Genomic DNA, 15,238 nt, shown 5'->3' with positions numbered 1-15,238 from the left:
GACCCATGGCGAAATCTCTTCCGACGGACGTTCAGGTCGCTATCATTGGTGGCGGCATTGTCGGCTGCGCGACCGCTTATCATCTCGCCAAGGCAGGCTGGTCCGCCGCCTTGTTCGAGCGTAAGAAACTTACCAGCGGAACGACATGGCACGCCGCAGGTCTGGTCAGCGAAACGCAGGGGGTTCCGGTCATGTCGGCGCTGGCGAAGTATGGCCTCGACCTGATGGAAAGCCTTGAGGATGAGACCGGGCAGAAAACCGGTTTCAAGCGCAACGGCTCGATGACCGTGGCGCTTTCCGAGGCGCGTATGGAGGAGTTGCGGCGCAAGGTCGACTATGCCCATGGATGCGGGTTGCGCGCAGAAGAGATCAGCCTGACCGAGGCGCAGGATCGCTGGCCTCTGCTGTCCGTCGACGGTGCAAAGGGCGCGTTCTGGTTTCCCGGCGACGGCTATACCAATCCCATCGACACGACGATGGCTCTGGCCAAGGGCGCGCGGGCCCACGGCGCGCAGGTTTTTGAAGATACCAAGGTCACCCGCGTTGTGATCGAAGGCGGTCGCGTTGTCGGCGTTGAAACCGCCGAAAGTCTGGTCCGCGCCGAACATGTGGTCAACGCCACCGGCATGTGGGCGCGCGAGTTTGGCCTGACTAATGGGGTGCAGATTCCGCTGCATTACACCAACCATTACTACGTTGTGACCGACCCGATTGAGGGCGTGACCGGTGACTTGCCTGTCCTGCGAGTGATGGATGAATACGCCTATTACAAGGAAGAGGCGGGCAAGCTTCTGATCGGTTGTTCCGAGCCAAACGCAACACCGTGGCTGCCCAAGGACGGTTTGCCCGAGACGTTCGAATTCGACGAACTGCCCTGCGATGAGGAACACCTTTTTCCCATCCTTGAAGCCGCGATGGAGCGGGTTCCAGCCTTGGCTGAGTCCGGTATCCGCAAGTTTTTCAACGGGCCGGAGTGCTTTACCCCCGACGCCAAACACTATCTGGGCCCGGTTCCGGATGCGGCGGGCTATTGGGTCGCCGCGGGTTTCAACTCAACCGGAATCCAGAACGGCCCCGGCGCGGGCATGGCGCTGGCCGAATGGATCATGGCCGGTCACATGACCATGGACCTGACCGATGTGGACAGCCGCCGCATCGTGCCGGGCCTGAACGCGCGCAGCTACACCGCGACCAAGGCGGCCGAAACGCTCGGCCATGCTTATGCGATGCATTGGCCCTACTTGCGCAAAACACAGGCGCGCGGTCTACGCCGGACGCCTTACTACACCCACCTGCGCGACGTGGGCGCACAATTCGGCAGCGCCAATGGCTGGGAACGTCCGCTCTACTATGGGCGCGAGATGACGGATGGGTTCGGATGCGAGCCGTGGTTCGACGATTGGCAGGCTGAACATCAGGCTCTGCGCACCGATCTGGGCTGCATCGACCTGACCTTTGGGCGGTTCATCGTCGACGGGCAGGATGCCGAGTCACAGATGCAGCGGCTCTGCGGGGCTAATATGGCCGTGACGCCGGGCGCGCTGGTCTACACCCATATGTTCAACCCGCAAGGCGGGATCGAGGCAGACGTAACCGTCGCACGCCTGAATGCAAACCGCTACATGGTCATGGCCTCGGCCGGGGCTGAGCCGCAGACGGACTACTGGCTGAATACGCAGCTGGCAGGTACGGATGTATCCGTGGTCAACGTGACCTCGTCCGAGGCAACACTGGCCCTGATGGGACCGCGCGCGCGGGACTTTTTAGCCAAGCTGACCGATGCCGATTTGTCGAACGACACGTTCCCTTTCGGAGCATGGCAGGCATTGTATGTCGGTCATGCTCCGATCCGGGCACAGCGGATCACCTATGTGGGTGAGCTGGGATGGGAGTTGCACATCCCTGCCGAGTTCGCCCAGCAGGTGTTCGAAACAATCATGGCTGCGCCCGATGCACCGCGCTTATGTGGCGGCATGTCAGTTGACTCATGCCGCATCGAAAAGGGCTTTCGCCACTGGGGCCACGACATCGGACCACATGACAGCCCGGTCGAAAGCGGCCTTACCTTTGCCTGTGACTTCGCGACCGAGTTCACCGGCAAAGCTGCCATCGAAGCCCGCAAATCTGCGGGGTCTACAAGCCGGTTGCTGTCTTTCCAGTTGGAAAACCCAGGGGCGCTGGTCTTTGGTAAGGAGCCGATACTGTGCGACGGCCAGATTGTCGGGCGTTTGACCTCGGCCAGCTATGGGTGGACCGTAGGCGGTGCAATTGGCATGGGCTATGTCACACGTCCCGACGGGATGGCTATGAAAGAGCTTGCCACACGCAGCTATCAAATCATGGTTGCAGGAAAAACCATCGCCACAACGGCGAGCCTGCGCGCACTTTATGATCCCGGAAACGAAAAGATGCGCGGTTAAGGAACCGCGCATCTCCAATATCTAACGCTGTAAACCTGTGGGGTCAGCCGTCCTGACCCATCTCTTTTACGGCAGCCAGAAGGCGCGCGATCTCTTGTTCGGTGTTGTAATGGCAGAACGAGATGCGGATACAATCCGGCAAACCCAGCGGATTCAGGACGTTGCCGGAATAATGATCGGCCTTGCGCACATGGGTTCGGATACCCTTCGCGTTCAGAGTGGCGACCACATCCTCGGATGAATGGCCATCAACAACGATCGACACCAGACCTTCGCGGGCAGGGTTGTCCGCTCCGGCCAGAATTGTGACGTGATCCATATCGCGCAGACCTGGCAGGTTGCCAGTGCCATTGATGGCAGTGTTGGTCAGATGCGTTTCGTAGGCATGGATGGCTCGACCCGCAGCCTCGATCCGTTTGCGGGGTTCGGTTTCATCCGAAACCTCTCCACCCAGCCAGTCGAAATACGACACGACATCAGAAACAGTAGCATAAGAGCCGGTGTCTCGTGTGCCGAACTCCCAACCGGTTGCAGGAGCGTCGATCAACATGTCGTGCGGAACAGCACTTAGCTTGTTGGAAATCCAAGCAATGCCATAGCCATGGCGTGAGAACACTTTGTACGGTGAAATCGCGTAGCCATCGACATTGTAGGCATCCAGATCCAGCTGCCCATGGGCTGCGTGCTGAATGCCATCCACAATTATCAGACAATCGGGGGCCACCGCACGAACGGCGGCCGAGATTGCGGCAACGTCCATACCCATACCGGTCACGGGCGAGGCATGCAGGATCGTTGCTACCGCCACGTCCGGAGTCATGAGTGCAGCATAGTCCTCGGGCGTGACCAAACCGGTATCGTCGTCATGTGCAACATTGACATAGTCCAGCCCGGCGATCCCGGCCCACCGGCGCGCAGAACTGCGAGTGGCGGGGTGTTCGATGGACGACCCGATCACCTTTGCCCCCTTTGGAGCGGTCAAACAGGCGGTTCGGATCAAGCGGAACAAAAGTTCTGTCCCGCTTTCCCCTGCAAAGAACTGACCCGATGACGCGTTCATGAAGACGGTCAGGTCTTGCTTGGCCTTGTTGATCACGTTCTGGGTGCCCTGCCCCGCCGGGTTGATGCGACCTGGGTTGTCGGGGATTGCGGCATAAAAGGCTGAGGTTTCAACCACGGATTTCAATGTCAGCGCACCACCAGCGTTTTCGAAGAAAATGCGCTCGCCCTGAAACGGGCAGCTGTCGACATGAGCAAAACGGTCACGGATTGCGTCGATAAGGGCGGGATTGTCTTGGATCATAGTTTAGTCCTGTGAGTTGTCAGAGCGCGCGGCTCACGATCGTGCGGCAAAGCTCGGCCACCGCGACATGGCTTTGGCGGGGAAACCCATCGACGCTGTCGTCGACGATCCCTTGGGTTGAATTGATCAGGCCGTTGGCGACCATTGTGTCGAGCAGAAGGGTTTCTCGGTTTGGTGTGTGCAGCAGTTTGGCGTTGCCCGCACGCGCTGCCATGGCAGCAGCAATCGCGGTACAGCCCCAATTGGAACAGGCAGCCGTCACCAATACATCACAGCCTGTCACAGCGCCGATCCCACCACCGCAACCACATTGGCATGTGTCTCCGTAGGGGACATGTGCCTTCACATGGTCGGCGACCTTACCCATCCCGATTTCGTTGCCACCATCGCCAACCGCCACTACTGCGATGCCGCGCTCAAGTGCCAGATCGAACAGGAAATCGACACGCGCGCGACCCATGCCATAGTCGATACCGCGCATTGAGTGATAGACGCCAAATTCATTGCGCCCGACACGCTCGGTCGAGAACAACTGATCAGGGTTCAGCTTGGCCAGAAGGGTCTCGGCCTGCGCCTTCCCGTCCGCATCATCGGTGGCGTAGGGAAGCATAACAATCGTGGCAAGGCTTTTGTCTGCCTTCGCAATCGCCGCCTGTTCCAGCGTGACGGGGAAAAGCCCGGCAGCCTGACAGGTGTTCTGGATCGCAGGCAGCAGAGTTTCCTCGCACAGCATGACGCAGGTCACATTGCGGGCCAGTACCAGCGCACGCGCAATCGCTGCCGCACCCGAGGGGCCATCGTTTTCACCCAGATCAGGCGTGATCCAGGCCCGCGAGACCGATCCGGTAGTCAACACAACTGTTCCACCCTCTGGCACCGCCATCAGCGCATCCGCAGCCGCCCCAACCAGCGACCGGCCTTCCAGCGCACGGGCTGCCTCGAACAGGTGCTCAACGCCGCGTTCGCCCATATCGATGTTCACAAGCTGGTCCAGTCGATTATCCAGCCGGGTGATCAAAGCCGTATCGGCCATTCACGTGTCTCCAAACAGTGTTGCCGCAAACCATGTCTTGTCGTGCAAATGCCGCGCAGTCTGGCGCATTGCCGACATCAAACAGTCAGCCACCGCCATTGCACCTCCAGCCCTCGCCACAGCACCCGATGTCGGTTTGAGCCGAATCGAGACACGCCCGCCGGGTTGCCCATGGGTGTTAACCGTGACAATCCCTTTGCTCTGCAGCATTAACATACCAATGGCCGCGGTCACCTCGGCTGGCACCAATTCTGACCTGTCGGCCCCGGCCATGCCCAGAACAATCTCCATCGCGTCCTGTTCATCGATCTTTGGACCAAGAGCCGACCGGGTGATGCGCCCTTCCCGCAGCACGCTGTCCAGCGCTTCGGCCAGGTCCTGACCATCCCGCGCCTCTTGCAGCAACAGATCGGGGGTAAAGCCTTGCAGACTACGCATTGCACCCACGGCGACGGGGGCACGAGCCTCCATCCCAAGCTCACTCGCTTTCGCTTGCACAGGAACCAGCGCCGCAGCCTCACCACACAGGACACCAGCGCGCGGGCCAGACAGGCCAGCCTTGTCTGCATTGGTGATAACCAGATCAGCCCCAAAGGACAGCGACGCTCCACCGCCGTACAGCACCGGGCGGAACCGCGCGCCATAGGCGTCATCCAGGAACGTGACACAGCCCGCCTTGTTCCCAGCCGTAACGGCATCGCGGATCAGATCATCGCCCAGCATCGACAGTTCCGAGGTGACAGGCGTGATCACGAATAGCGCCGGGTTGTCTTCGGCAAGGGCCTTTTGCACTGCGTCCAGATCATGAACCTCACGCACCGGCACCCCAGCCAGCCGTGCCCCGCGCAGAACCGAGGCATGGCTGCGGTCGCCTGCGGCCACTAAAGAAAGCACCGGGTTGCTCCCGGAATGCGCCAGCACAGTCGCCACGATCCCCGCGCTGGTGCGGTTGATCACTGCCGCCGCCTCATGCCCCTGTCCACCCAGATGCGCGATAGCAGCCTTGCGCAGCTCTTCCCCGAACAGGCCAGGACCAATCCACTCCTCACACAGCAGGCTCAGATCGTCCGGTGTGGCGGGATAAAATCGCAGGTTACCGGTACAGATAGCGATCTTGTCGATGCCTTCGCGGACCACGAAATCTCTGGCCACGCGACCGGCCTGCGCCAACCTGCGCACCTCATCCCCCGAGCCCCGAAGCAGCGCCCCCCGAGCATATCCCACGCCCGGGTCAATTGCATTGCCGAACCGGTCCGTGCTCACGCGCCACCCTCTATATTGATTGTGACGCATTTGCGGTATGTATATGCCTCTAGCGCTCCCTCAATCGAGTATTCGCTACCCATGCCCGATTGCTTTGTGCCGCCATAAGACATGCCAGGGATTTGCCCGCCGCCCTGATTTACCTGAATCCAGCCTGCATCGATAGCGCGCGTCAGGCGCGTTATGCGGCTGACGTCATGGGTGAACAGGAAGGCAGCAAGGCCGTAATGAGTGTCATTTGCCATGGCGATCACCTCCTCTTCGGTCTCGAAGGGGATCGCAACCATCACAGGGCCGAACACCTCTTCACGGGAGATGCGCCAATTGTTATCAACCCCGGTGATGATGGTGGGGTTCGGGCAGAAACCAGCCGGGTCTTCCGCTGGCGTTTCGCCGATGAGGAAGGTGGCCCCTTCTGCCTCAGCCTCGGCCACAAAAGCGCGGATTTCGCCATAGCGTTCAGCGTTGACTACCGCGCCCATATCCACGTCTGGATCCAGCGCATCACCCACTTTCAAAGCTGCCGATTTCTCGGCCACCTTCGGCATCAACTCATCCCAGATATCCTTGTGCACAAACAGGCGCGATCCGGCGGTACAACTTTGGCCCTGCCGCATGAACCGCATCGCATTTGCCACCTGCTGCGCGGTGCTGTCCAGACGGCCATTGGCGATGGCGTCAGGGAAGACGATGGTCGGGGATTTGCCACCCAATTCCAACGTCAGCTTGGCGATGCGGTCGGCGGCGGCATGGCCGATTAACTTGCCCACATCGCTTGAACCGGTAAAGGACACCTTGTCGACACCCGGATGCGAAGCAAGCGCTGCACCAGCTTCCTCTCCCAACCCAGTGACCACATTAAAAACACCCGGTGGAAACAGGCCATCCGCAAGTTCAGCCAGTTTCAGGATTGCCAGGGGCGCATCTTCGGCAGGTTTCAACACCAGGCAGTTGCCGGTGGCAAGCGCCATCGAAATCTTCACCGCACCAAGCTGCAATGGAGAATTCCAAGGGATGATCGAGCCCACAACCCCATGTGGCTCGCGCGTCGAATAGCTCAGCAATCCAGGGCCGAGCGGCAGGGTTTCGCCCTTTTGCTCAACCGCCACACCACCATAATACTTCAGAACGCCCGCCGAGCCCAATGCCTCTCCGCGTGACTGGGTTTTGATCGCATTCCCGCTTTCAGCAGCCAGCACGCGGGCGACTTCTTCGGCGTTCTCTTCCAGGCGACGGCCGAGTTCGGTCAACAGTTTGCCACGCTCGCTTGCCGCCAAAACGCGCCACGCTGGGAGCGCGGCACGGGCGGCTTCGACGGCCAAGTCGACCTCGGTTGACGTGCCACGACCAACCTCGCAGATGGGTGCGCGACGCGAGGGATTTTCGACCACTAATCGCCCTTCGGGCCAGTGCCATGCCCCGTTGATATAGCTTCCGGCCAAACCCGCTTCGGGCAGTTTCGGTTCCAGGTGTGTCGTCATCCCTGTTCTCCTTGGTAGGCTAGAGGTATTTCAGAATAAGTCGCGCCGCCTGGAGGGGGTTCAGCGGCGCAGCGACCGGGTGAGAGCTTGGATCTGACCCTAAAGCAAATCAGATCTTGGTGCGGACCACGGCCCACGCGTCGTCCAACGCGCCCTTGAACCGTTCAGTCGCAACATCAATCTCATCCTCATTGATGATCAGCGGCGGCATAAAGCTCATCCGGTCGCCAATCGCCCGCAAGTACAGACCCCAATCATGGGCAAAGTTCTGCACAAGTTCGCCCACTTTCCAAGAGGGATCGAAAGGTTCGCGGGTTTTGGCATCCTTCATCAGTTCGAAACCGCAGAACAGGCCAACACCCCGCACCTCGGCCACAAGCGGGTGATCCGCCATAGCGTGGCATTTTTCCAGGAACCGGGTCGAGACCCTGCGGACATGGCCGACCAGATCCATCTCGTCGTATATATCCAACGCCTCAAGCCCTACGGCAGCACCTACCGGGTGTCCGGCATATGTGTAGCCATGACCGAACGTGCCAACCTCATCCGAGTTCTTCATCATGTCGGCGTACATCTCATCCTTGAACATCAGCGCCGAGATCGGGAAAAACGCCGCCGACAGCGCTTTGGCACACGAGATCATGTCAGGCTCTAACCCCCAGGTCTGCGAGCCCCACATATTGCCGGTGCGACCAAAGCCGCAAACGACCTCGTCGGCCAGGAACTTGATGTCGTATTTACGCAGAACCGCCTGCATTTCTCGCCAATAGCCTTCGGGCGGCATCAGTGCACCACCGCCTGAGATGGCCGGTTCGGCAAAGAATGCCGCCACGGTTTCAGGGCCTTCCGCTAAAATCAGCTCTTGAAACTTGGCCGCCATTCTGGCCGAGAACTCTTCTTCGCTCTCACCGTCGATGTGGAAGCGGTAGTAGTTTGGCAATTCGGTGTGCTTGAACTCGGGCAGCGGCAGGCCGAATTTGGCATGCATATGCGGTTGGCCCGACAAGGACACGGTGGCTATCGTATTGCCATGATAGCCGCGCGCGCGGCCAATGATCTTGCGGCGATTGGGCTCGCCTTTGGCGGTGTTGGTGTACCACAACAGTTTGATTGCGGTGTCATTCGCCTCGGACCCCGAACACTGGAACATCACCCGGTCCATGTCGACCGGAGCCATGCCAATCAGGCGCTCACCCAATTCCGCAACACGTGGGTGCGAACGGTTGTAGAAGGTGGGCGCAAAAGGCAGAACATCCATCTGGCGTTTGGCCGCGTTGGACAGGCGCTCGTTATGGTAACCCAACGAGACGCAACCCAGCCCGGAAAACCCGTCGATGATCTCATGCCCTTCGCTGTCGTAGATGAAGACACCCTTACCATGGGTGATCATGGTCGGGCCATTCTCGGCATGCTGACGCAAATTAGACTGCGGATGGACGTGATGCGCCCTGTCCTGTTCGATCGCGCGTCGGGCGTCAACGTTCATGGGGGATGCTCCAAAAGAAAACCTGCCGGGACTTCACCTTGTTATTGACTGAATTTCAATTTCGAAGTTTTTTGGTTTTTGTGAATGTTTTTCAGGCTAAAAACACATGAAACCTCTCCTCGATCTGCGCCACCTGCAATTGATCCAAGCCATCAATGAAACTGGCCGGATCACTGATGCCGCCAAAAAGCTGGGCGTGACACCTTCGGCCCTGTCGCATCGCCTGCGAGAGGCCGAGCGCAGACTGGATGTGCCCCTGTTCACCCGAATGCACAAGAAACTGCGCCGGACGCCCGCTGCCGACTACATGGCAATCGTGGCCGAGCGCATCCTGACCGATCTGAGCCGCGCGGAAGAGGACGTGCGGCGCATGAATGCCAACGTACAACATGTCGTACGCCTGTCGGTTGAAGCCTACAGCAACTATCGCTGGCTGCCCTCGTTCATCAAGTTCATGAAGGCGCGCACCGACGGGATTGATATCCAAATCATGGCTGGCGCGCGCAGCGACCCGCTGAGCGGGCTACTAAACCGGCATCTGGACATCGCGATTACCTCTGGCACGGTCTCGCAAGCCGGGCTCAGCAGCATCAAACTGTTTGACGACCCTTTGCTTTACATCATGCCACCGTCACATCGTCTGGCGGATCACCCATATGTGGAAGGGTCTGATATCGTAGGTGAGCCATTTATCACCTATACCAAGATCCCAGAGCCTGACCGCGAATTCGCGCTGTTGTTCCGCCCGACGGACAGCTACCCGAAATGGGCTGCAACTGTCGAATTGCCCGAAGCGATTGTCGAGTTGGTTGCCTCGGATCTGGGTACCAGTGTGCTTTCGAACTGGGCGCTTCAGTCAGCGCTCAAGGAAGGCCGCATCGTTGGCGCTCAGGTTACTCGGGACGGTATTTCCGTGCCGTGGCACGCAGTATTAAGGTCAGAGGATATGGAAGATGGTGATCCGATTTTACAAATCGCCAAGTTGTTGTCGGAATGGTGCAGCCTGCCTGACTGTGGGTTTCACATAACCTGACCGCAATAGGTCTAAAGTGCGATGTCAGCTAATGACACAAGGGGTTTCTCGTTCTTGACATGACGGTCAATGAGTTTCCGTTGCTGTTTGCCCGTCGGGATGAACCCGGCAGGCTCTGGCAACACATCCGTTTGTTTCAGTTCTGGGAACAGCACGAAAATCTCTTCTCGCGCCTCAGCGCTAATCGCCTTGAGCGCTTCGGGCCCGGTAAACAGGCTCTCTGACGGCGCGCCTTCAGCAAAGATGATCTCGTGCCGGTCAAACAGCAGGTGGAAGTATTCGACTTCCTGGACAGTCTTGTCCACGTAAACCCCAGGAAGGCTTGTCAATTTGATAGCCGGGACAAGAACCTCTGGGACGCCAAACATGCGTTCGGCAATGGACGAGCGGACAAGCATTCGATGCTGCCGCGATATCAACAGATCCCTCTGCGGAAATCCGTTTCCCAGAGACCCGGAAAGAATTCGAACCGGGTATAGCTTTGGGTTGGCATGAAGCTCTGATTCAGCGACCCGCCGTCTGCCGATCCATCGCACAGGCTGAGGGCCATGTTGACGTGTAAGGACCAGATCCGACAGTGTAATCTGTTCGACCCGCTCTGGCCCGGTCGTCGTTGAAATCAATGTTGACCCGGTGAAACAAGGTACCAGACTACTCTCATCGACAGGCGGCTGTCCCGAAGACCCTGGCCCTTCTGCGGATGAGATAACCTCCAGTGGAACTCCGCGCGGTGGGAAACTGCCAACAAAGGCCAGCCCTTCGGTTGTGCCAAACGAAGGTGAGGAATTGTTAATGTTGACACCAAGAACCTGATAGGTTTGCCCGGTGCTGTTGTCACGCAGCGTGATGCTGTATTCAGCCTCGATACGCGTCCCATCGGCATAGGTCGTACCATCAAAGCTCTGAGCACCGTTTAAGCGCTGGTTCCCGTCATTGTCGTCAAAATCGGAGTCCGATCCGGCGTCTGACACGTTTAGATCCGTCAGCGGGCCATTGCCGATCGTTATAAATTGACCGACAAGGTTTGACCCATCACCCTGGGTGATACCGCTCAGGCTTTCACCTCCAGTGATCGAGACCTGGCTGGCAGCCAAAGCGTGTACGATATAGTCAGCCATGTCCCCTCAGCTCACTTGCGGAACGCTTTTTCAGGCTAAAGGATTGTCGGCTTCTTGCAAACAGGCACAACAGATAAACATTGACGGATTCGCTATTGACGGACATTTCGCCCAAAGCAGCGCTACGTGAAAAGAGTTACAATCCACGGTCTGGTATGCTGCGGGCAAGCACATTCTCCAGCGCCTCAGCGGCAGCCTCCAGATTAGTGCAGGCAATGACCCCGATCTCGGTCAGCTGATCGGTCACATCCACAGGCAGGCTTGTATTCGTGCCTTCTGGTATCTCGTTCAACCGACCGCCGATCAGAACCGGCACATCCAACCCGGCCTCTTCCAACTTTTGCAACAGTGTTTTTGAGTACCGCAACGCCACGCCATTATACGTGCTAAGTGCAATGGCATCGGCCGCGTTTTGTTTGACCAAGGCCACAATGTGATCCGGGTCGCTTGAAACGCCACCATCTATGACAACAAATCCTGCTTTGCCGAACACGAGATCCAAAAGCATCTTCCCATGCTCGTGCACATCTGTGGTTGCAGTCAGAATACGGGCAGAAGACTTGGCCAAATGGGCCACTGCCCGACCGGCTTCAGAGGACATGAAACGCGCGGCGGCTTCTTCTAGTTCGCGATATGTTGTAGCGCTTACAATGGGAGTTCTGCGACGCGGCGCATCTGGCTTTTCTTCACCTCCGCCAAAGGCTTGCTCCAAAGCGCGCCCACCGATGCGACGCAGGGCCAGCAGCATCTCAAAGGGATCGTCTGTATTGATGCCACCTTTTGACAATCCCGCAAGAACCCGATCTGCAAAACGCTGACTTTCGCGTAGCAGCATATCGCTGATCCGATCAATCTCGGTCATGTCAAACAGGGGCAGATACCCCTCTGCCAGCTCGGTCAACCTGCTCAAATGACATTGTGCGTCGCAAATCTCGGTCACGTCGGGGATGCGCTCATTCTCGCTTACTGGAACCGGGTTCAGCGCGTGCCCGCTTGGTCGCAACCGCTGCGCCACAATATCGGACAAAAGATACGAGGACAGCCCTGCATAGTTTTCGGCACGCGATCCTTTGTAAAGCACCGTTGCGCCATAGATCTGCGACCCCGGAACCCCATCGCTGATCTGCGCCAAGGCGCGTTGAAATGCCAGACGCGTCAGGGGTTCGGTAAAATGATGGCCATAGCAAACAGCATAAGGCGCTCCGATCAGCCCGTTTACAATGTGCTTCTCAAGCAAAGCCTGACCCAAGACCGAGGTCAGGTCCTCGAATACTGCGGCGTATCCGTCATCCAGATTTGAGTGCACCAATACAGGAACAGGTTGCGCGGCAATCAGGCCAAGCGCCTTAACGGTGGCTTTTGTGGTCTCTATATCGTCTTGGTAGCCCGGCAGACGAAACGTGAAATGCTGCCCCAGATTGCCGATCGTTGTGGCCCCAGCCGCAAGTGCAGCGCATGTGTTTTCCAAAGCTGCCGGAAACCCCAGCATGAAATCACCGAAATGCATCGCCGCGGGGCTGGCTTGTGTCAGACGCGCAAACGCGTCCGCGTCCTTTAGGATAACACCTGTTCCACGCACGATTTCGGTTCTTTGATGTCTCGGAAACCCCATCGACCAATCCAGACACATACCAAAGCGATCAACCCGTGCACCGCGCTGGGCGCAGGTATCATACACCCTTCGGATGGCATCAATACTGTGGGACACGTCCCGAAATCCAAGATGCGCATGCTGCATAACCTGCCCGGACCGGATCATGGACTTCTTGTAGTCAATCTCGTTCTTGTACCCGGTCGCGACCTGGAAAGCACTGCTGCCGACACGCCAGTCCGACACCATTTTTTTACCACAGCTCAACAGCTCTGGGCCGCTGATCAGGTCCTGCTCTGGCAGAAGCGCCGCTCTGTCAATTCTGAGGTTTCGATCGTCCATTTCGCCACAATGGCCAATTCAGTGCAGCAGGCAAGTCTATTAACCCCAGCGATTTCCGGTGACGAAGGCACCTAGATACTCTCCCAAGGGAAACTGTCCAACCGTTCAATCCCTGTTTCGGTTACCAGCACCTGAGTTTCCAGTTTGACACTTTCCGACCCCTCCTCCCCAACAAGACTTTCGACGCAGACGACCATTCCCGGCTCGATTACTCCCGACATGGCGGTCTCATCGAAATCGACATGCAACGGGATGACAGGCCATTCATCTGCCATGCCCACGCCATGGACCGCCAGCGAATATCGATAGTCAACATGCCGTTCAGGAATGCGCCAGCTTCTTTCGTTAAACTCGGCAAATGTCATCCCCGGCTTCAACACATCCAGGTTATGGTAGATCTGATCGAGAGCCGTCGCATAGATCCGCCGCTGGGTATCCGTCATCGGGGTATAACCACAGGTCCAACTGCGGCTGAGGTCCGCGCAGTAACCGTACGGGCCAATCATATCTGTATCAAACGATATCATTTCACCCAATCGGCATACCCGGTCCGAACATTCTTTGTACCAAGGGTTTGTATTAGGACCGCAGGTCAAAAGCTTGGTTTCAAGCCAATCTCCGCCCGAACGTGCATTCTCAAAATGAAGATGGGCCCATAGCTCGCGTTCGGTTACGCCGGGAACTGAATGTTCGTAGATACGTGCCATCCCAGCTTCGCAGACGCGAATGGTCCAACGCATCAGTTCGATTTCGTCAGGGGACTTGATCGAGCGCGCGCGCTCCGTCAATTCACCCCCTTCCACGAAAGTTAGACCGCGCTTTTGAAGCGCGTGAAGTCCCGGGCCGTCCAGCCTGTCTGCAGCAAAGCGGCGATTGCCACCACCATGTTGGCGGATTACGTCAGCTATTTCATCAGCCCAACCTTCAACGCCAACAGGGGCTTTGTCGCCCTTTGTCATGAACATCCATGACACGGCGGTTCGAATTTCGTCGATACCGGGCAAACCATTGTTCAGGTGTTCACAGCCCTTGAACTCCCACAGGATTGCTGGGCCGCCCGCCAGGATCATCGCATAACGAACCGGATTGTGGCCCGTCCAAATCTGCATGTTCGAGCTGTCGACCGCATAGCGGATATTAATCGGATCATAGAGCAACAGACCTGCCACATCATGCTGTGCCATCTGCTGTCGCAATCGGGCCAATCGATAGGCACGGGCCGCATCCAGAGTGGCCTGTGGGACTGGGCTGATCAGCGGCTTATCCGCACCGTCGCGGTTCAGGTAGGTTAGCTTGCGCTCATCCTTGAAGGCAGGGCGCACCTGAGTCATGACACGGAACGCCCATAGAAACCAATTTGTTCTTCGGCGGAAAAATAAACGCCAGGGGTCTCATAAAACGAGAAAATCGCGATCACGCGTTCGGTGTCGCCTTGAACAGGTACAACACGGTGCGGTGTATTCACCCCACGGAACACATTAAGCGCGCCGGGCAACGGCATGATCCGTTTTACTTCCGGGTCCTTCCCGGCCAGAACAGCGACAACACCTTCATAGTTTTGGTCATCCGGCGTGCGCAGGTCTTTGCGATACTCAAGCTCACCGCCCACCTCAGGGGCCTGCAACAAGATCGTCGTCGTGAATTCCGAGCGGTCGAAATGCCAGTTCAACCCTTCGCCATCCCGTGTTGCCTGCACGTTCACACGCGCCATGGGGTCATCCATCTGATACAGCTTTTCTTTGCCCATTGTTGCAGCCAGAAAGTCGGCGAAGGGTTGCCATTCGTATACATCGATCACCGGGTTGCCCTCTAGCTGATCGGCGCACAGCGTGTGGTTGACAGTTTTCGATTTGACCATCGCCGGATGCGCATCGTCGATGCCGGGCATATCATCTTTGAAGTAGACGTTGTGTTTGCGCGCATGCCTGAATGAGACTGTGTCCAACGCGGGTTTCGCCGCATCTGCAGCTTGCTGTGCGATGCCAGGCTTAAAAAATCCTGGCAGGTTGAACATGCCGTCAGATGCCAGGTCTGCCCGACACTTTTTCACCAGTTTCTCGTATTCCCGGCTGTCAGGTCTGTGCAAAGGGTATTTTTCAAGATCCAGCAAGTGCTTCATGGCGCGTCCTCCTTTACTTCATTGAAGTTCAGTTTATGACAAAAGCAAC

General features: G+C 57.7%; 11 protein-coding genes. 2 read left to right on the top strand and 9 right to left on the bottom strand.

Translation table 11 applies throughout. The features are described 5' to 3' along the window. Positions 1–5: 5 nt before the first annotated feature. On the top strand, positions 6–2,420 hold the full coding sequence (locus tag GOV91_RS12710) for an FAD-dependent oxidoreductase (RefSeq protein WP_171235786.1): 2,415 nt from the start codon (positions 6–8) through the stop codon (positions 2,418–2,420). A 43-nt stretch (positions 2,421–2,463) separates the two neighbouring features. Here the strand turns inward: GOV91_RS12710 and GOV91_RS12705 are convergent, their stop codons facing one another. The 5 genes from GOV91_RS12705 to GOV91_RS12685 form a co-directional block, all read right to left on the bottom strand. After that, complete coding sequence (locus GOV91_RS12705) at positions 2,464–3,723, bottom strand: aminotransferase class V-fold PLP-dependent enzyme (RefSeq protein WP_171235785.1); 1,260 nt, start codon at positions 3,721–3,723, stop codon at positions 2,464–2,466. A gap of 19 nt (positions 3,724–3,742) precedes the next feature. Beyond that, positions 3,743–4,756, bottom strand: a complete 1,014-nt coding sequence (locus GOV91_RS12700; protein WP_171235784.1) for a glutamate cyclase domain-containing protein — start codon at positions 4,754–4,756, stop codon at positions 3,743–3,745. Further along, positions 4,757–6,019, bottom strand: coding sequence for an aminotransferase class I/II-fold pyridoxal phosphate-dependent enzyme (locus tag GOV91_RS12695; RefSeq protein ID WP_171235783.1), 1,263 nt, complete (start codon positions 6,017–6,019; stop codon positions 4,757–4,759). Then, entirely contained in the window at positions 6,016–7,500 is a 1,485-nt protein-coding gene (locus GOV91_RS12690) for an aldehyde dehydrogenase family protein (protein ID WP_171235782.1), read from the bottom strand. Before GOV91_RS12690 ends, GOV91_RS12695 begins: the two co-directional genes overlap by 4 nt. A 109-nt stretch (positions 7,501–7,609) precedes the next feature. Then, positions 7,610–8,986 (bottom strand): aminotransferase, encoded by a 1,377-nt coding sequence (locus tag GOV91_RS12685; RefSeq protein WP_171235781.1) that lies wholly within the window; start codon positions 8,984–8,986, stop codon positions 7,610–7,612. Between the two features lie 106 nt (positions 8,987–9,092). Here GOV91_RS12685 and GOV91_RS12680 point away from each other — a divergent pair, with 106 nt between their 5' ends. Further along, complete coding sequence (locus tag GOV91_RS12680) at positions 9,093–10,019, top strand: LysR family transcriptional regulator (RefSeq protein ID WP_171176579.1); 927 nt, start codon at positions 9,093–9,095, stop codon at positions 10,017–10,019. Between the two features lie 11 nt (positions 10,020–10,030). Here GOV91_RS12680 and GOV91_RS12675 read toward each other — a convergent pair whose 3' ends face one another. The 4 genes from GOV91_RS12675 to GOV91_RS12660 form a co-directional block, all read right to left on the bottom strand. Continuing rightward, positions 10,031–11,137, bottom strand: a complete 1,107-nt coding sequence (locus GOV91_RS12675) for a Hint domain-containing protein (protein ID WP_171235780.1) — start codon at positions 11,135–11,137, stop codon at positions 10,031–10,033. 136 nt (positions 11,138–11,273) lie between these two features. After that, on the bottom strand, positions 11,274–13,070 hold the full coding sequence (locus tag GOV91_RS12670; protein ID WP_171235779.1) for a cobalamin-dependent protein: 1,797 nt from the start codon (positions 13,068–13,070) through the stop codon (positions 11,274–11,276). A 71-nt stretch (positions 13,071–13,141) separates the two neighbouring features. Then, positions 13,142–14,401, bottom strand: coding sequence for a Xaa-Pro peptidase family protein (locus GOV91_RS12665; protein ID WP_171235778.1), 1,260 nt, complete (start codon positions 14,399–14,401; stop codon positions 13,142–13,144). Beyond that, positions 14,398–15,189, bottom strand: a complete 792-nt coding sequence (locus tag GOV91_RS12660; RefSeq protein WP_171235777.1) for a 2OG-Fe(II) oxygenase — start codon at positions 15,187–15,189, stop codon at positions 14,398–14,400. Before GOV91_RS12660 ends, GOV91_RS12665 begins: the two co-directional genes overlap by 4 nt. Positions 15,190–15,238 lie beyond the last annotated feature (49 nt).

Source organism: Ruegeria sp. HKCCA6837, assembly GCF_013034475.1.
GTDB lineage: Bacteria > Pseudomonadota > Alphaproteobacteria > Rhodobacterales > Rhodobacteraceae > Ruegeria.
This window is presented reverse-complemented; position numbering and strand designations above follow the sequence as displayed.